The organism is Streptomyces sp. NPDC006872 (assembly GCF_040635845.1).
GTDB lineage: Bacteria > Actinomycetota > Actinomycetes > Streptomycetales > Streptomycetaceae > Streptomyces.
Window position 1 is genome coordinate 148141 of the sequence record NZ_JBEYIL010000001.1, and the last position, 17474, is coordinate 165614.

At 70.6% G+C, this 17474-nt stretch carries 12 protein-coding genes; 4 read left to right on the plus strand and 8 right to left on the minus strand.

What is annotated here, in order from left to right; genetic code table 11:
- The first annotated feature begins 13 nt into the window (after nt 1–13).
- The 4 genes from nuoL (at nt 14) to recQ (ending at nt 7439) form a co-directional block, all read left to right on the plus strand.
- Complete coding sequence (gene nuoL, locus ABZ725_RS00685; protein ID WP_358800708.1) at nt 14–1927, plus strand: NADH-quinone oxidoreductase subunit L; 1914 nt, start codon at nt 14–16, stop codon at nt 1925–1927.
- A 5-nt stretch (nt 1928–1932) separates the two neighbouring features.
- On the plus strand, nt 1933–3528 hold the full coding sequence (locus ABZ725_RS00690) for an NADH-quinone oxidoreductase subunit M (protein WP_358800709.1): 1596 nt from the start codon (nt 1933–1935) through the stop codon (nt 3526–3528).
- Nucleotides 3525–5183 (plus strand): NADH-quinone oxidoreductase subunit NuoN, encoded by a 1659-nt coding sequence (gene nuoN / locus ABZ725_RS00695; protein WP_358800710.1) that lies wholly within the window; start codon nt 3525–3527, stop codon nt 5181–5183. The genes ABZ725_RS00690 and nuoN overlap by 4 nt, the downstream gene beginning before the upstream one ends.
- A 201-nt stretch (nt 5184–5384) precedes the next feature.
- A complete protein-coding gene (gene recQ / locus ABZ725_RS00700) occupies nt 5385–7439 on the plus strand; it encodes a DNA helicase RecQ (RefSeq protein WP_358801343.1) in 2055 nt (684 codons plus the stop codon).
- Between the two features lie 117 nt (nt 7440–7556).
- On the opposite strand, the gene ABZ725_RS00705 is transcribed toward recQ, so the two are convergent.
- The 8 genes from ABZ725_RS00705 to fahA all read right to left on the minus strand — a co-directional run bounded on the left by ABZ725_RS00705 (nt 7557) and on the right by fahA (nt 17323).
- The gene (locus tag ABZ725_RS00705; RefSeq protein ID WP_358801344.1) at nt 7557–10358 is read right to left on the minus strand and encodes a fumarate reductase/succinate dehydrogenase flavoprotein subunit; all 2802 of its coding nucleotides are present in this window, start codon (nt 10356–10358) and stop codon (nt 7557–7559) included.
- Between the two features lie 56 nt (nt 10359–10414).
- On the minus strand, nt 10415–11239 hold the full coding sequence (locus tag ABZ725_RS00710) for an ATP-binding cassette domain-containing protein (protein ID WP_358800711.1): 825 nt from the start codon (nt 11237–11239) through the stop codon (nt 10415–10417).
- Nucleotides 11223–12104: an ABC transporter permease gene (locus tag ABZ725_RS00715; RefSeq protein WP_358800712.1), complete on the minus strand. Its 882-nt coding sequence runs from the start codon at nt 12102–12104 to the stop codon at nt 11223–11225. The genes ABZ725_RS00710 and ABZ725_RS00715 overlap by 17 nt, the downstream gene beginning before the upstream one ends.
- Nucleotides 12101–13441: an ABC transporter substrate-binding protein gene (locus tag ABZ725_RS00720; protein WP_358800713.1), complete on the minus strand. Its 1341-nt coding sequence runs from the start codon at nt 13439–13441 to the stop codon at nt 12101–12103. The genes ABZ725_RS00715 and ABZ725_RS00720 overlap by 4 nt, the downstream gene beginning before the upstream one ends.
- 60 nt (nt 13442–13501) lie before the next feature.
- The gene (locus ABZ725_RS00725) at nt 13502–13729 is read right to left on the minus strand and encodes a ferredoxin family protein (protein ID WP_351904079.1); all 228 of its coding nucleotides are present in this window, start codon (nt 13727–13729) and stop codon (nt 13502–13504) included.
- A 174-nt stretch (nt 13730–13903) separates the two neighbouring features.
- Complete coding sequence (locus tag ABZ725_RS00730) at nt 13904–14692, minus strand: GntR family transcriptional regulator (protein ID WP_358800714.1); 789 nt, start codon at nt 14690–14692, stop codon at nt 13904–13906.
- A 122-nt stretch (nt 14693–14814) separates the two neighbouring features.
- The gene (locus tag ABZ725_RS00735; protein ID WP_358800715.1) at nt 14815–15753 is read right to left on the minus strand and encodes a M56 family metallopeptidase; all 939 of its coding nucleotides are present in this window, start codon (nt 15751–15753) and stop codon (nt 14815–14817) included.
- A gap of 358 nt (nt 15754–16111) precedes the next feature.
- Entirely contained in the window at nt 16112–17323 is a 1212-nt protein-coding gene (fahA, locus tag ABZ725_RS00740) for a fumarylacetoacetase (RefSeq protein WP_358800716.1), read from the minus strand.
- Nucleotides 17324–17474: the final 151 nt, after the last annotated feature.

A 17474-nucleotide genomic window follows, 5' to 3' on the forward strand; every position in this document is an offset into this window, starting at 1 on the left:
GGTCGGAAGAAACGTGGAGAACCTGATCGCGCTGCTCATCGCGGCGCCCCTGCTCGGAGCGGCCGTCCTCCTGGTCGGCGGCCGTCGGCTCGACGCCGTCGGCCACTGGATCGGCACGCTCCTGTCGACCGTCTCCTTCGTGCTCGGTGTCGTCCTCTTCGGTGACCTGCTGAGCAAGGACGCCGAACACCGGACGCTGACACAGCACCTGTTCAGCTGGATTCCGGTCGAGAGCTTCCAGGCGGACGTCGCGTTCCGCCTCGACCAGCTGTCGATGACGTTCGTGCTGCTGATCACGGGCGTCGGCTCGCTGATCCACCTGTACTCGATCGGGTACATGGAGCACGACGAGCGGCGCCGCCGCTTCTTCGGCTACCTGAACCTGTTCCTCGCGGCGATGCTGATCCTCGTCCTCGCCGACAACTACCTGCTGCTGTACGTCGGCTGGGAGGGCGTCGGCCTCGCGTCCTACCTGCTCATCGGCTTCTGGCAGCACAAGCCCAGCGCCGCCACCGCCGCGAAGAAGGCCTTCCTGGTCAACCGTGTCGGTGACATGGGCCTGTCGATCGCCATCATGCTGATGTTCACCACCTTCGGGACGTTCGCCTTCGGCCCGCTGCTCGGGGCGGAAGGAGAGCCCGGCATCGCCGGTGACGCGAGCGAGGGCCGGCTGACCGCCATCGCCCTGATGCTGCTGCTCGCGGCCTGCGGCAAGTCCGCCCAGGTGCCGCTGCAGTCCTGGCTCGGGGACGCGATGGAGGGCCCGACCCCGGTCTCGGCCCTCATCCACGCGGCCACGATGGTGACCGCCGGCGTGTACCTGATCGTCCGCTCGGCGGCCATCTTCAACGGCGCCCCCGACGCGCAGCTGGTCGTCACCGTCGTCGGCGCCGTCACGCTCCTCTTCGGTGCGATCGTCGGTTGCGCGAAGGACGACATCAAGAAGGCGCTGGCCGGCTCGACCATGTCGCAGATCGGCTACATGGTGCTGGCCGCGGGCCTTGGCCCCATCGGCTACGTCTTCGCGATCATGCACCTGGTGACGCACGGCTTCTTCAAGGCCGGGCTGTTCCTCGGCGCCGGCTCGGTCATGCACGGCATGAACGACGAGGTCGACATGCGCAAGTACGGCGGCCTCAGGAAGTACATGCCGATCACCTTCGTCACCTTCGGCCTCGGCTACCTCGCCATCATCGGCTTCCCGGGACTGTCCGGCTTCTTCTCCAAGGACAAGATCATCGAGGCGGCGTTCGCCAAGGGCGGCACCGAGGGCTGGATCCTCGGCGGATGCGCCCTGCTCGGCGCGGCCATCACCGCGTACTACATGACGCGCGTGATGCTGATGACGTTCTTCGGCGAGAAGCGCTGGCAGCCCGACGCGGACGGCCATGAGCCGCACCCGCACGAGTCCCCGAAGTCCATGACGATCCCGATGATCGTGCTGGCGTTCGGATCGGTCTTCGCCGGTGGGTTCTTCAGCATCGGCGACCGCTTCCTGCACTGGCTCGAGCCGGTCACCGGGCACTCCCACGGCGACTCCCCGGTCAGCGCCCTCACCGTCACCCTCTCCACGATGGTGGTCCTGGTGATCGGCGTGGCCATCGCCTACGCCCAGTACGGCCGCAGCCCCATCCCGGTCGTCGCCCCGCGCGGGTCGCTGCTCACCCGGGCCGCCCGGCGCGACCTGCTCCAGGACGACTTCAACCACGTCGTGCTGGTCCGCGGCGGCGAGCACCTCACGCGCTCCCTGGTCTACGTCGACCACACCCTGGTCGACGGCGTCGTCAACGGCACGGCGGCCTCGGTCGGCGGCCTCTCCGGGCGACTGCGCCTGCTGCAGAACGGCTTCGCGCGGTCGTACGCGGTCTCGATGTTCGGCGGTGCGGCGGTCCTCATCGCCGCGACCCTGCTGATGAGGGCGGTCTGATACCGATGTCCTTTCCTCTGCTGACAGCGACGGCGGCGCTCCCGGCGATCGGGGCGGTCGCCACGGCCGCCGTCCCGGCCGCCCGGCGCAACGCCGCCAAAGCGCTGGCGCTGCTCTTCTCCCTCGCGACGCTCGTCCTGGCGATCGTCGTCCTGGTCCGGTTCGACCCGGACGGCGCCCGCTACCAGCTCACCGAATCCCACTCCTGGATCGCGGACTTCGGGGTCAGATACGAGCTGGGCGTGGACGGCATCGGGGTCGCGCTCGTCGCACTGACCGCGCTGCTGATCCCGTTCATCATCCTCGCGGGCTGGCACGACGCCGACCCGCTGGAGACGGGCGACGCATCTCTCAGCAGCTTCGCTGCGGGGCGCTGGCGGCCGACACAGGGCTTCTTCGCCCTGATCCTGGCCGTCGAGGCGATGGTGATCATCTCCTTCGAGGCGACCGACGTCTTCCTCTTCTACATCTTCTTCGAAGCCATGCTCATCCCGATGTACTTCCTCATCGGCGGCTTCGGGGACCGGGCCCACGAGCACGGCGAGGAGACGGCGTCCACCCAACGGTCGTACGCGGCCGTGAAGTTCCTCCTGTACAACCTGGTCGGCGGTCTGATCATGCTGGCCGCGGTGATCGGCCTCTATGTGGTCGCCGGGAACTTCTCGCTCGCGGAGATCGCCGAGGCCCGTGCCAACGGAACGCTCGACATGGCGACGAACACCGAACGCTGGCTGTTCCTCGGCTTCTTCTTCGCCTTCGCGGTGAAGGCGCCGCTGTGGCCGCTGCACACCTGGCTGCCCAACGCCATGGGCGAGGCCACCGCCCCCGTCGCCGTCCTCATCACGGCGGTCGTCGACAAGGTGGGCACCTTCGCGATGCTCCGCTTCTGCCTCCAGCTCTTCCCGGAGGCCAGCAAGTGGGCGACGCCCGTCATCCTCGTCCTCGCGGTGATCAGCATCATCTACGGGGCGCTGCTCGCCGTGGGGCAGCGGGACATCAAGCGGCTGGTCGCGTACGCGTCGATCTCGCACTTCGGGTTCATCATCCTGGGCATCTTCGCGATGACCAGCCAGGGCCAGTCCGGCGCGACGCTCTACATGGTCAACCACGGCATCTCTACAGCCGCCCTGATGCTGGTCGCCGGCTTCCTGATCTCGCGGCGCGGCTCGCGGCTCATCGCCGACTACGGCGGTGTGCAGAAGGTCGCCCCGGTTCTCGCCGGCACCTTCCTGATCGGCGGCCTGGCGACGCTGTCGCTGCCGGGACTCGCCCCCTTCGTGAGCGAGTTCCTCGTCCTGGTCGGCACGTTCGAGCGCTACCCGGCGATCGGCATCATCGCCACCTTCGGCATCGTCCTTGCCGCGCTGTACACGCTCGTCCTCTACCAGCGGACGATGACGGGTCCGGTGAAGTCCGAGGTCTCCGCGATGCCGGACCTACGCGTGCGTGAGCTCGTCGTCGTCGCCCCGCTGATCGCGCTGCTGATCTTCCTGGGCGTCTACCCGAAGCCCGTCACGGACATCGTGAACCCGGCGGTCAAGCAGACCCTGTCCGACGTCCAGAAGAAGGACCCCCAGCCCGAGGTGGAGGCGGCCAAGTGAGCGCATCAGCCGTCCACAGCCTGTGGACAACGGCGGCAGCCGCGACCGACCCGATTTCGAAGATCGACTCGCCGAAGATCGAATACGGGCAATTGTCGCCCACCTTGATCGTCGTGGGCGCGGCGATCATCGGAGTGCTGGTCGAGGCGTTCGTGCCGCGCAAGCACCGTTATTACGCACAGCTGTTCGTTTCCGTCGTGGCGCTGGCCGCCGCGTTCGCCGCGGTGGTCGCGCTGGCCGAGAGCGGGTACGGCACCACGAAGGCACGCATCGCGGCCATGGGCGCGATCGCGGTCGACGGACCGGCCCTCTTCCTGCAGGGCACGATCCTGCTGGCAGCCATGGTCGGCCTGTTCACCTTCGCCGAACGGCGGCTCGACCCCGAGGTACACGGCAACCGGGTCGACTCCTTCGCCGCCCAGGCGGCGTCCGTGCCGGGAAGCGACAGCGAAAAGGCCGCGGTCAAGGCTGGTTTCACCACCACCGAGGTCTTCCCGCTGCTGCTGTTCGCGGTCGCCGGAATGCTGGTCTTCCCCTCGGCCAACGACCTGCTGACCCTCTTCATCGCCCTGGAAGTCTTCTCGCTGCCGCTGTACCTCCTGTGCGCACTGGCCCGCCGCAAGCGGCTCATGTCGCAGGAGGCCGCGGTCAAGTACTTCCTCCTCGGCGCGTTCGCCTCCGCGTTCACCCTCTTCGGTATCGCACTGCTGTACGGGTACGCGGGGTCGGTGTCCTACGGCACCATCGCGCAGGTCGTCGACGGCACCGTCCAGAACGTGAACCCGGCGCTCGCCGACACCATGGGCAACGACGCGTTGCTCCTCGTCGGCGCGGCGATGATCGTCATGGGACTGCTGTTCAAGGTGGGCGCGGTGCCGTTCCACATGTGGACGCCCGACGTCTACCAGGGCGCACCGACCCCGGTCACCGGCTTCATGGCGGCGGCGACCAAGGTGGCCGCGTTCGGCGCGCTGCTGCGTCTGCTCTACGTCGTCCTGCCCGGACTGCGCTGGGACTGGCGGCCGGTCATGTGGGGCGTCGCGATCGTCACCATGCTCGGCGGCGCGATCGTCGCGATCACGCAGACCGACATCAAGCGCCTGCTGGCGTACTCGTCCATCGCGCACGCCGGATTCATCCTCGCGGGTGTCATCGCGACCACCCCGGACGGCGTCTCGTCCGTCCTCTTCTACCTGGCCGCGTACTCGTTCGTGACGATCGGAGCGTTCGCGGTGGTCACCCTCGTGCGCGACGCCGGCGGCGAGGCGACGCACCTGTCGAAGTGGGCGGGGCTCGGCCGACGCTCGCCGCTGGTGGCTGCCGTGTTCGCGGTGTTCCTGCTCGCCTTCGCGGGTATCCCGCTGACCAGCGGATTCGCCGGAAAGTTCGCCGTGTTCAAGGCAGCGGCGGAGGGCGGTGCGGCACCGCTGGTCGTGGTCGGTGTGATCTCCTCGGCGATCGCGGCGTTCTTCTACATCCGGGTGATCGTGCTGATGTTCTTCAGCGAGCCGCGGCCCGAGGGCCCGACCGTCGCCGTTCCGTCGCCGCTGACGATGACGGCGATCGGCGTGGGCGTCGCGGTCACGCTGGTGCTCGGTGTGGCGCCGCAGTACTTCCTGGACCTGGCGAACCAGGCGGGAGTGTTCGTGCGCTGACCTGCGGGTGTGCGTGCGGTGGGCCCGGTTCCCCAGGTGGGGGCCGGGCCCACTGGCGTCGTACGGGTGATCGAGTTCGGGGATTTCCGCCCGCCGTCACGCAGAGTCACTGGATCGGGTCTGTGGATAACTCCGGCGGTGTCAGTGCGGACCCCTATCGTGGAGGCAGTGGTCGAGAGACGACGTACGGGGGACCAGACGATGGGCGCGACGGGCGGGATCAGCGAGATGACAGGGATCACCGGGACACCGGAGCAGACCGACAGCGAGGCGCTGGCCGCGCTGCACCGGGTCTTCGGGTACGACGCCTTCCGTGGCGAACAGGAAGCCGTCATCGAGCACGTCGTGGCCGGTGGGGACGCGGTCGTCCTGATGCCGACCGGCGGCGGCAAGTCGCTGTGCTACCAGATCCCCGCCCTGGTCAGACCCGGCACGGGAATCGTCGTCTCGCCGCTGATCGCGCTGATGCAGGACCAGGTGGACGCGTTGCGGGCGCTCGGCGTGAACGCCGGGTTCATGAACTCGACGCAGGATTTCGACGAGCGGCGGGTCGTCGAGGCCGAGTTCCTCGCCGGCGAGCTGGACCTGCTGTACCTGGCACCCGAGCGACTGCGTCTGGAGTCCACCCTGGACCTCCTCTCACGCGGCAAGATCGCCGTGTTCGCGATCGACGAGGCGCACTGTGTGTCCCAGTGGGGCCACGACTTCCGCCCCGACTACCTGTCCCTGTCCCTCCTGGGCGAGCGCTGGCCGGACGTCCCGCGGATCGCGCTCACGGCGACGGCCACCCACGCGACGCACCAGGAGATCACCCAGCGGCTGAACATGCCGTCGGCCCGCCACTTCGTGGCGAGTTTCGACCGGCCCAACATCCAGTACCGGATCGTGCCCAAGGCCGACCCCAAGAAGCAGCTGCTGAGCTTTCTGCGCGAGGAACACGCGGGCGACGCGGGCATCGTGTACTGCCTCTCGCGTAACTCGGTCGAGAAGACAGCCGAGTTCCTCTCCAAGAACGGCGTCGAGGCGGTGCCGTACCACGCGGGTCTGGACGCGGGCACGCGCGCGGCGCACCAGTCCCGGTTCCTGCGGGAGGACGGCCTGGTGGTGTGCGCGACGATCGCCTTCGGCATGGGCATCGACAAGCCGGACGTGCGGTTCGTGGCCCACCTCGACCTGCCCAAGTCGATCGAGGGCTACTACCAGGAGACGGGGCGAGGCGGCCGCGACGGCCTGCCCTCCACGGCATGGATGGCCTACGGCCTCAACGACGTCATACAGCAGCGCAAGCTGATCCAGTCCGGCGAGGGCGACGAGGCCTTCCGACGGCGGGCCGGCGCCCACCTGGACTCGATGCTGGCGCTCTGCGAGACCGCCCAGTGCCGCCGCGGACAACTGCTCGCCTACTTCGGCCAGGAACCGGCCCCGGCGGGCTGCGGCAACTGCGACACCTGCCTGACGCCACCGGAGACCTGGGACGGCACGGTCGCGGCCCAGAAGGTGCTGTCGACGGTGGTGCGTCTGCAGCGGGAGCGCGGGCAGAAGTTCGGCGCCGTGCAGATCGTCGACATCCTGATGGGCAAGCGCACGGCCAAGGTGATCCAGTTCGACCACGACCAGCTGTCGGTGTTCGGCATCGGCGAGGATCTCGCCGAAGGCGAATGGCGCGGTGTCGTACGGCAGTTGCTGGCGCAGGGGCTGCTCGCCATCGAGGGGGAGTACGGCACGCTGGTGCTGACGGAGGACAGCGGGGCGGTGCTGCGCCGCGAGCGGGACGTGCCGCTGCGCAAGGAGCCGAAGAGGCCCGCGACGTCGAAGGCGTCGGGCTCTTCCTCCTCCGGGCGGAGCAAGCCCAAGGCCGCCGCGGCCGAGCTGCCCGAGGAACTGCTGCCCGCCTTCGAGGCACTGCGCGCCTGGCGTGCCGAACAGGCCCGTGAGCAGGGCGTCCCGGCGTACGTGATCTTCCACGACGCGACGCTCCGGGAGATCGCCACGGCGTGGCCGACATCGGTGCAACAGCTCGGCGGGATCAGCGGCGTCGGCGAGAAGAAGCTGGTGACGTACGGCGAGGGCGTGATCGAGGTCCTGGCCGCACTGGGCGGGGCACCCGGAGGAACACCGGCTACGGCCGCTCCCGTGCCGGCGGTGGGTGCCACTCCTGGCGCCGCTCGGGATGCCCGGACGGCCCGGACGGATCCGAGTGACCCGGACTACTGGCCCGAGATGGACGCGGAGCCGGAGCCCGAGGACTGGATATAGGGGACGGGACAGGTCGAGGGGATCTGCGGAAGGAAAAGGAAGGGGAGAGGACGCGGGCGGCCGCCGGTCCCTGTCCCCTGCCTGTCGTCGGTCACCGTCCCCGGCTCGCCGCGTCTCTCATAGGGCGCGCGTCGCATACGCCCTGACGTCCGCGTCCGAGTCCGTCGTCGCCGTGGCCAGGGCCGCACGAGCCGTCTGCGAGGCACGGTGGCGGGTCAGGGCGAGGACGGCGGCCTTGCGGACGTCGGCGTTCGGGTCGGCCAGCGTCTTGGCCAGGACAGGGACGGCCGTGTCGGGGTGGGCCACGGACAGCGCGGTCGCGGCGCCTGCACGCACCTGCCAGGCCGGGTCGGCCAGCGCGGTCACGGCCCGGGCGGCGAGCGGCGCCGGGCAGCCGGTGGTGCCCAACGCCGCGTAGGCGGCGCCGCGCACCAGCGCGTCGGGGTCGCCGACGAGACCGACCAGGGCCGTGTGAACGACGTCGTGCTCGAGGGCGACACCGGAACCGGACAGCGCGCCGGGCCCGGAGGCGTTCAGGCGGCCGGCCGCCACCGTGGCCAGGGACTTGGCGATCGTGACGCGGACCTCGCGGGACGGGTCGGCGGTTGCCGCACGGGCCAGCTCGTCGGCGGCGTCGACGGAGACGAGGGCGCGGACGGCTTCGATACGGACGGCGATGTCGGCGTCGGAGAGAGAGCCGGCGAACAGGGCGGCGTCACCGAGACGCAGCGCGCGCAGCACGTCCAGGGCCGCGGCGCGGACCACGGGGTCGGACTCCGCGAGGGCGTCGGTGAGACCGTCACGCAGGGCCGGTTCCGCGGGCAGGGTCTCGACCAGCTCCCGCAGCGAGGCCGCGGCGGCGGCGCGGACCTCGGCGGCCGGGTCGCGCAGTGCCTCGGCGAGGGCGGGGCCGGTGCCCACGGGCACGGTCTCGGTGAGGACGGCGACGGCCTCGCGTCGGACGGCGGGTGCCGGGTCGGTCAGGTAGGGAAGCAGGGCGGCGAGTTCGGGCTCCTCCTCGGCGAGCGCGACGAGTTCGAGGAGACGGGAGGAGGAGAGGCCTGAGGAGGACTGATCGAGGGCGGGCTCGGCGCCGGGCTCGGGCGTCGAAGCCACAGAGGGGTGGTCCGTCGTCGGCTGCGGGGCGGCTGTCTCGGCCCCGGCGGCGACGGGTGCCACATCCCGTGAACCGGCCGTGGCCACGTCCTCGGGGCGGACCTCGCCGAGATGCCGGGAAGGACCGCCGACGGGGGTGAACTCGTCGACCGGAACCAGATACGGAGCCACGGGTCGGGCCGTGAACTCCATCGCACCAGAGGGGGACTTGTGCAGATCGAGGTGGTGGAACCAGGAGGCGTCGTCCCGATGCGGGTGGTCGAGACGGTCGTGGTAGAGGCCCCAGCGGGACTCCGTACGGGCCAGGGAGGCGCGCGCGGCCATCTCCGCGCAGTCGCGGATGAAGCCGACCTCGGCGCAGCGCATGAGCTCGTGCGGGGTGCGGGCCCCCATCTCGGCGATGTCGTCACGCATCCGCTCGAAAGCCTCCAGGGCCAACGACAACCGCGCGCCCGACTTCGGCGGAGCCACGTAGTCGTTCACGAAGCGGCGCAGCTTGTACTCGACCTGGGGCTGCGGCGGGCCCTCCGGGTTGCGCAGCGGGCGGTAGACGAGCTCGTGCGCCTCGCGCAGTTGGTCAACCGGAAGTTGACCGCTGTACGCCTTGTACCGGGCCGCGTCCGCACCGGCGAGATCGCCGAAGACGAACGCGCCGATCATGTAGTTGTGCGGGACGCAGGCCAGATCGCCGGCGGCGTACAGTCGAGGGACGGTCGTACGCGCGTGCTCGTCCACCCGTACGCCCGAGGCCGAATGGCCGCCGCACAGGCCGATCTCCGAGATGTGCATCTCGATGTCGTGGGTGCGGTAGTCATGGCCGCGGCCGGAGTGGAAGGTGCCCCGGGTCGGGCGCTCGGTGGAGTGCAGGATCGACTCGAGGGCGGAGATCGACTCCTCGGGGAGGTGACTCAGCTTCAGGTACACCGGGCCCCGGTCGCTCGCGACCTCCGCCGCGAACTCGGCCATCATCTGGCCCGACCAGTAGTCGGAGTCGACGAAGCGCTCGCCGTGCCGGTTGACCTGGTAGCCGCCGAAGGGGTTGGCGACATAAGCGCAGGCGGGGCCGTTGTAGTCCTTGATCAGCGGGTTGATCTGGAAGCACTCGATGCCGGTCAGCTCGGCGCCCGCGTGATAGGCCATGGCGTAGCCGTCGCCGGCGTTGGTGGGGTTCTCGTACGTGCCGTACAGGTAGCCGGAGGCGGGCAGGCCGAGGCGGCCGCAGGCACCGGTCGCGAGGATGACCCCGCCCGCGCGGACGGTGACGAACTGCCCCGTACGGGTGTTGAAGCCGGCCGCTCCCACGGCGCGCCCGTCCTCCGGGGACGTCAGCACGCGCACCGGCATCACCCGGTTCTCGATGCGGATCCGCTCCCGCATCTCGCGCCGCCGCAGCTGTCGGTACAGGACCTTCTTGACGTCCTTGCCCTCCGGCATCGGCAGCACGTACGAACCGGAGCGGTGGACCTGGCGGACCGCGTAGTCGCCGTGCTCGTCCTTCTCGAACTTCACGCCGTACGACTCCAGGCGCTGCACCATGGCGAAGCCGCGGGTGGCGGTCTGGCGGACGGTGGACTGGTCGACGATGCCGTCGTTGGCGCGGGTGATCTCGGCGACGTAGTCGTCGGGCTCGGCGCGACCGGGGATGACCGCGTTGTTGACGCCGTCCATGCCCATCGCGAGTGCCCCGGAGTGGCGGACGTGGGCCTTCTCCAGGAGCAGCACGTCCGCGCCGTGCTCGGCGGCGGTCAGGGCCGCCATGGTGCCGGCAGTGCCGCCTCCGATGACGAGGACGTCGCAGGTCAGCTCCTCGGCATCGCCGAGCGCGGGGATCTGCAGGGGGGTGTCCACCGGGGTGCCTTTCAGATGCTCAGTGAGGTCAGGACGTCGCGGCGCAGCGCCACGCGCGCGGGGTCGTCACGGGCGGTGCGGTCGCGCGGGCGGGGCACGTCCCGGACGGAGAGGAGGCGGCCCGCGCCGAGCAGGGCCACGCGGTCACCGAGGAACAGGGCCTCGTCCACGTCGTGGGTGACGAAGGCGACGGTCGCTCCCGTGCCGTGCAGCACCTCCACCAGCAGGTCCTGCATGCCGGCGCGGGTCTGGGCGTCGAGGGCGCCGAAGGGTTCGTCCATGAGGACGGCGCGCGGACCCGCGGCGAGGGCCCGGGCCAGTTGCGCCCGCTGGCGCTGGCCACCGGAGACGCGGTGCGGCAGCTGCCGGGCGCGGTCGGCGAGGCCGACCCGTTCGAGCCAGGCGTGGGCCTGCCTTCTGCGCTCCGCGCGCGGCGAGCCCTGGATGGCGAGGGGCAGTTCGACGTTGGCCAGCAGGGTGCGCCAGGGGAGCAGGGCGTCCTCCTGGAAGACCAGGGCGCGGTCCGCCGCCGGCCCGGCGATCGGCCGGCCGTCCTGCTCCACGGCCCCGGCCAGCGGGGGCAGCAGCCCGGCCAGTGTGCGCAACAGCGTGGACTTGCCGCAGCCCGAGGGGCCGACGACGGTGAGGATCTCGCCCGGCGCGACGTCCAGGTCGACGGCCTCCAGGGCGACGGCGTCGGGACGGCCGAGGGTCGCAGCCCGGAGAGTGAGCCGCGTGCCGCGTGCGGCTGCGCCGACGGTTGTGGCGATGTCCGAGTCGGTGGTCGAACCGGTGGCCTCATCGGTGGTCTCGCGGGTCTCAGACGAGGTGCTCATCGCGCGCCTCCTCGGGTTCGGGTCCGGTGCGGACGGCGGCGGGGGCGGCCGGCGCCGAAGCGACCGGCCGGAGGCTCCTCGCCCGGGGCCGGCCTACGGGGACGTACGACGTGCGGGGCAGCCAGCGGGTCAGGCGGCGGCCGAGCAGTTCCACCGCGGTGGAGGTGGCCCAGCCGAGCACGCCGATCGTGACCATGCCGACGAACACGCCCGGGTAGTCGACGACCGTGTAGTCCTGCCAGGTGCGGTAGCCGACGCCGTACTGACCGGAGATCATCTCGGCGGAGATCACGCAGATCCACGACACGCCGATGCCGACCGACAGGCCGCCGAAGATGCCGGGCAGCGCGCCCGGCAGGACGACCGAGCCGAGGATCCGCCACCGGCCGCCGCCCATGGTGCGCACCGCCTCCTCCCACCCGGGGGCCAGCGCACGGACCGCGTGCCGGGTGGAGACGAGGACGGGGAAGAAGGCGGCCGTGAAGGTGATGAAGACGATGCCTTGTTCGTTGGACGGGAAGAGCAGGATCGCGACGGGGACCAGGGCGATCGCGGGGATCGGGCGGACGACTTCGAGGATCGGTCCGAGCACGTCCTCGGCGAGCCGCGAGCGCGCCACGAGCACGCCCGTGGCCACGCCCAGGACGGCGGCCAGGAAAAAGCCGGTGAGGATGCGGGTGAGGCTGTCGGTGAGGTCAGTCCAGTAGTCGTCGCCGGCCAGGCGGTCGGCGAAGGCGCGGGCCACGTCGGCGACCGTGGGGAACTGCGAGAAGCGCAACCACAGGTCGACGTTCAGGCTGGTCAGGAGCTGCCACAGGCCGAGAGCGGCCGCCACCGAGGCCACCCTGAGCGCATACCGGATCACGACGCCCGCCCCAGTGCGTCGGCGTATGTGACGACCCGGGCGCCGCCGTGGGCGTCGACGTAGGCCTGCGCGGTCGCGGGGGCGACGAACGGCAGCAGGGTCGCGCCGTCGGCCACCCAGATCGCCTTGTCGGCGAACCACAGGGTGCCGGTGGTGGCGTCGGGGACATAGGCGGCGCGGATTCCGTCCTTGTGCCGCGCGATGTAGGTCAGCAGCTCGGCGGGCGTCTTGAAGGCGAGGGTCTCCTCGGCGCCCTTCGGCCACACCTCGCTCGCGGCCGGCGCGGGCGCGGCGGCGAGCTGCTCGGCGTACGACGAGCCGAGCGCCTTCTTCACGTACTGGTCGTCGACGAAGGAGTCCACGTCGACGTCCCCGGTCAGCTTCGCCGCCTTCAGGATCGACACGTCCTCTTTGAGGGCGGAGACGAGCTGGGGCTTGACGGCCGGGTCGAAGGTGGAGATGCCGTGGGCGCCGTTGTAGAGGTAGACGACCTCGGCGGGCAGACTCGTGGCCTTCGCGACGCTCTCGGCGGCGGCCACGGGGTGGTCGTTCAGGTAGGCGGTGGCTTCCGCCTGCGCCTTCAGGAACGCCTCCAGCACGGCCGGGCGCTTCTGCGCGAAGTCCTCGCGCGCGGTGACACCGTGGAAGGTGGGCAGGTCCAGCTGGGCGCCGTCGTAGAGGGCCTTCGCCTTGCCCTGGTAGGCGAGCAGACCGGGCCAGGCGACGAACTGCGAGAGTGCGTCCGCGCTGCCCGCGGAGAGCGCCGACGCGCCCACGGCCGGCTGCTGGTTGAGCTTCTCGATGCCCTTGTTCGGGTCGATTCCGGCCCGCTGCAGGGCCCGTACGAGGGTGCCGTCGGCGGCGGAGCCCACGCTGGTGGAGACCTTCTTGCCCTTGAGGTCCTCGATGGAGGCGAGCTTGGAGTCGGGTGCGGTGACGACGGTGTTGAGTCCGCCGCGGAGGTTGTAGCCGGTGACCGAGACCAGGTGGGTGGGCTTGCCGAGCTGCTTGCCGCGGGCGGCGTTGATGAGGAGCGGGAAGTCGCCCATCGAGCCGATGTCGATCTTCCCGGCGGTCATCTGCGCGGTGATGGGGGCGCCGGTGGCGTAGTCCTGCCAGTCCACCTTGTAGGTGGTGCCGTCGCCGAGGGCGTTGAGCTGCTTCTCGAAGTAGCCGAGCGAACGGAGGAGGGTGCCGGCTGTGACCGTGTTGATGGTCTTGGACTGGTAGCCGACGGTCACGGTGACCGTGGATCCGCTACCGGCCTCGGCGCTGCCGCATCCGGTGAGGGGGAGCAGCAGGAGCGCGGCGGCCGCGGCGACTGCCTTGGCCTTCATCAGCTGCATGGGCTGCCTCGACTGCGTGGGTTTCCTGGGTTTCATCGGAGTTCGCGCCTTTCACCGGAGCAGGTAGGGCATGTTGACCGTGACGGCTCCGGTGGGACAGCGAGCCGCGCACGGCCCGCAGTACCAGCACTCGTCGACGTGCATGTAGGCCTTGCCGTTGGTCTCGTCGATGGCGAGGGAGTCCAGCGGGCACATGTCCACACAGAGGGTGCAGCCGTCGATGCACTTCGACTCGTCGATGGTCACGGGCACGTCGGCCCGCTGGGGCGCCAAGGTCATGGCTGTCTCCAGAAAAGTCCCGAGAAATTCTGAGAAATCCCGAGCGGCAGTGAACCGGTGAGGCGTTGCCGAACGATGAAGGGGTGAGAGCGGAAAAGAGGGCAGCGAAGAGCGCGGAAGCGAGGCTGGAGGTGAGGGCGGAGATGGGGCCGAGGGGGAGGCCGGTGGGAGTTGTCAGAGGGAGCGGTGCAGCAGGCCGCTCATCGAGATCCGGTCGCCGCGGAAACGGATGAACTCCAGGTCCACCGGGCGTCCGTCGGCGAGGTGGGTGAGGCGTTCGAGCATCAGGACGGCCGCGCCGCGCGGTGCCTCCAGCACGGCGGCGGAGTGGGCGTCCGCGGTCACCGCCTCAAGGGTGATCTCGGCGTGGCCGAGGCGCTGCCCGGTGACGGCCTCCAGGAGGCGGAAGACGTCGGTGTTCTCCAGGTCGGCGCCGAGCAAGGCGGTGCCGAGGTCCAGCGGGATGTAGGTCAGGTCCAGAGAGAGGGGGATGCCACCCAGTCGGCGCAGCCGTTCGATGTAGAGGACGTCGGTGCCGGGTGGGACGTGGAGGCGGTCGGCCACCGGGGTGGGGGCGGCTACGGGGCCCATCGTGCGGACCTCGTTGGTGACGTGGCCGTGCTCGTGCAGGGTCTCCGCGAGGCCCATCAGCCGGTCCAGTCCGTGCGGGTACTTCTGCGCCACGACGACCGTGCCGACCCCCGGCAGGCGTTCCACCAGGCCCTCGGCCCGGAGGAGGTCCAGCGCCTCGCGGACGGTGTTGCGCGAGGCGCGGTAGTCGGTGGCGAGGGTCGACTCGTGGGGCAGCGCGCCGGCCGGGAAAGCGCCGGTGAGCAGCTGACGGCGCAGGACGTCGGCGAGCTGACGGGCCTGGTCCGCGCGCAGCCGGCGGCGCGCGCGGTGGGCGGCGACGGTGGTCGCGCCCTGGCCGGCGTGCTCTCGGATGCGTTCGGTGGGTGGCATGTTTCGAACCATAGCGAGTCGGTAGGAAAACCGGTGTTGCCGGAGTGTTGCGCCACCTACCGGAACGTCAGATGAGGCGTTGACCTGGGAAAACCAGCGGTTCTTGAGCAAGATCTGCCAGTTCAGGACAACGCCGTCAGCCCCGGGGCGAAGGTGATCAGCAGCGGCAGCAGGGGGACCAGCGCGGCCACTGTCGTCGTCAGCGCCCGGTGTCTGCGGAGCAGGCGTGGGGGCGGTTCGAGCAGGCGGTCGACGCGCTCGCCCAGGAGACGGTGACTGGAGGCGCAGGACAGGACGCCCCGGTGTTGGTTCAGCTCGATCAGAGCCAGCGCCGTGGTCAGGTGACCGCAGCGGCGCGACGCGGTGTCGTCGGCGGCGAGTTCGACCAGGCGGTGGGTCTGGTCGCAGAAATGGGAGAAGAGCGGAATGCGGGGGAATCCGGTGGCAAGGGCGGTCGAGAGGTGGAGCAGCCAGTCGTGGTGGGCGCGGGCATGGCCGCGTTCGTGGGTGAGGACGGCGTCCAGTTGGTGGGAGGTCAGGCGGTGCAGGGCGCCGGTGGTCACGATCAACTGGGGTGGGTTGCCGGGCATCCACCAGGCGTCGGGATACTCGTCCTCCAGCACGAGCAGCGGGCCCCGGGCGGACGGCAGGCCCGCCGGCAGGTCGGGGGCGCGTTCACGCAGGTGGGCCCTGGCCTGGCCGCGACGCCGGCGCGCATCGACGAGTTCGCGGGCCAGCATCGCGGTGGTCCAGCCGGCTCCACAGGCCAGCAGCAGGGTCAGGGTCACGGCCCACAGCGGGGCGGCGGCGAGGTCGTACGCCTCGGTGACGGCAGGCGGCGCCGGTGCGAAGACCTGCGCGCGGACGGTGTGGAAGACGGCTGCGGCGCCCAGCGTCAGGGCCGTCAGGCAGCACAGCAGGACGGTGGCGACCAGGCACTGCCACACCCACAGTGCGACCACGGGTTCCCGCTCAGGCCATGCGGAGCGGGTCAGTGCACGCGGGGCCGGCACAGCGGCCGTCAGGGCGACGACGCTCAGCAGGAGCAGGCAGACGGTCATGCCATGGGCTCCGGATCCTGGTCGGGAAAATCCTGGTCGGGAAAGGGCCGTGCGCCACGTGCGCGCGGGGTGCGTACCGCGTACCCGCGTGTGTGCGGCCTGCCGCGGGCGGCGGGCTCGGCAGCAGGACCGTGCCCGCCGCCAGTATGACGGGGGTTGCTCCGGGAGTCAGCCCACGACGACGCTCCGATTCAGCCCCGGCAGCCCTGCCAGGTCTCCCGCCCGGTTGCCGGCCGAGTTCCCAGTGCCGTCACTCGCCCTGTCACCTGTCGCTTCACCCGTCCCATCACTTGTCCCGTCATTTGTCTCGTCACCTACACCGCCACCTGCCCTGTCTCGCGTCCTGTCTCCCGTCCCGTCACCCGGCGGTCACCCGCCCGCTCACCTCGCCCAGGCCCACCCGAGCACCGCCGGGGCCCGGGGCCCACGCCGACAGGGTCACCAGGTCACCGTCCTCAAGGAAGGTCCTTTTCCCATCGGGGAGTTCCAGCGGGTCACGTCCGTTCCAGGTCAGCTCCAGGAGGGAACCCAGCTGGCCGGGGTTCGGGCCGCTCACCGTGCCCGAGCCGTACAGGTCGCCGGTGCGCAGCGAGGCTCCGTTGACCGTGAGGTGGGCGAGTTGCTGGGCGGCCGTCCAGTACATGCTGGAGAAGGGCGGCTCGGAGACGACGTGACCGTTGAGCGCGATGGAGATGCGCAGGTCGTAGCCGGCGGGTTCGGCGGCCGCGTCGTCCAGGTAGGGGAGGAGGGGATGGGTCCGCTCCGGGGGCGTCACCCGCGCGCTCTCCAGGGCGTCGAGCGGGGTGATCCAGGCCGAGACCGATGTGGCGAACGACTTGGCGAGGAACGGGCCGAGGGGTACGTACTCCCAGGCCTGGATGTCACGGGCCGACCAGTCGTTGAGCAGGCACAGACCGAAGACGTGGTCGCGGAAGTCGGTCAGTGCGACCGGTGTGCCCTGGCGCGAGGGCACGCCGACGACGAAGCCGACCTCGGCCTCGATGTCGAGCCGCACGGACGGGCCGAAGACGGGGGCCGGGTCGGTGGGCGCCTTGCGCTGGCCCGACGGGCGGACGACGTCCGTGCCGGAGACCACGACCGTGCCCGCCCGGCCGTGGTAGCCGATCGGCAGGTGCTTCCAGTTGGCCAGGAGCGTGTCAGCGGCGTCCGGGCGGAAGATCGCGCCGGCGTTCCGGGCGTGGTGTTCGGAGGAGTAGAAGTCGACGTAGTCGGCGACCTCGAAGGGGAGGTGCAGAGTCACCGAGGAGAGAGGGCGGAAGAGGGGTTCGACGGTGGGGCGGTGGGCCGGGTCCGTCACCCACTCCGTCAGGTCGCGGCGCACCTGCGACCAGACCGTGCGGCCCGCCGCCAGGAGCGGGTTGAGGGTCGGCGCCGTGAGCAGCTCGGCGTGGGGCGAGCCGAGCGCGCGGGCCGCCGCGCCCACGTCCAGGACATGGTCGCCGAGCCGGACGCCGACGGTCCGCGCCGCGGAGCCCGGGAGGGAGAAGACGCCGTACGGGAGATTGTGCGGACCGAAGGGATCGCCCTCGGGAAGGTCGAAGGGGGGCATCGGGTACTGCCTCTCTTTCGTGCGCTCTCTGAAACTCGCCAGGTTGTGCTCGCCGGACGCCGAGCGGATGTCGCGCGGGTGCGCCGAGCCGCGCCACAGGTTACGGCTGACCTGGTGGAAGTGACATGGGTGCCGGGCCGGCGAGGCGGTT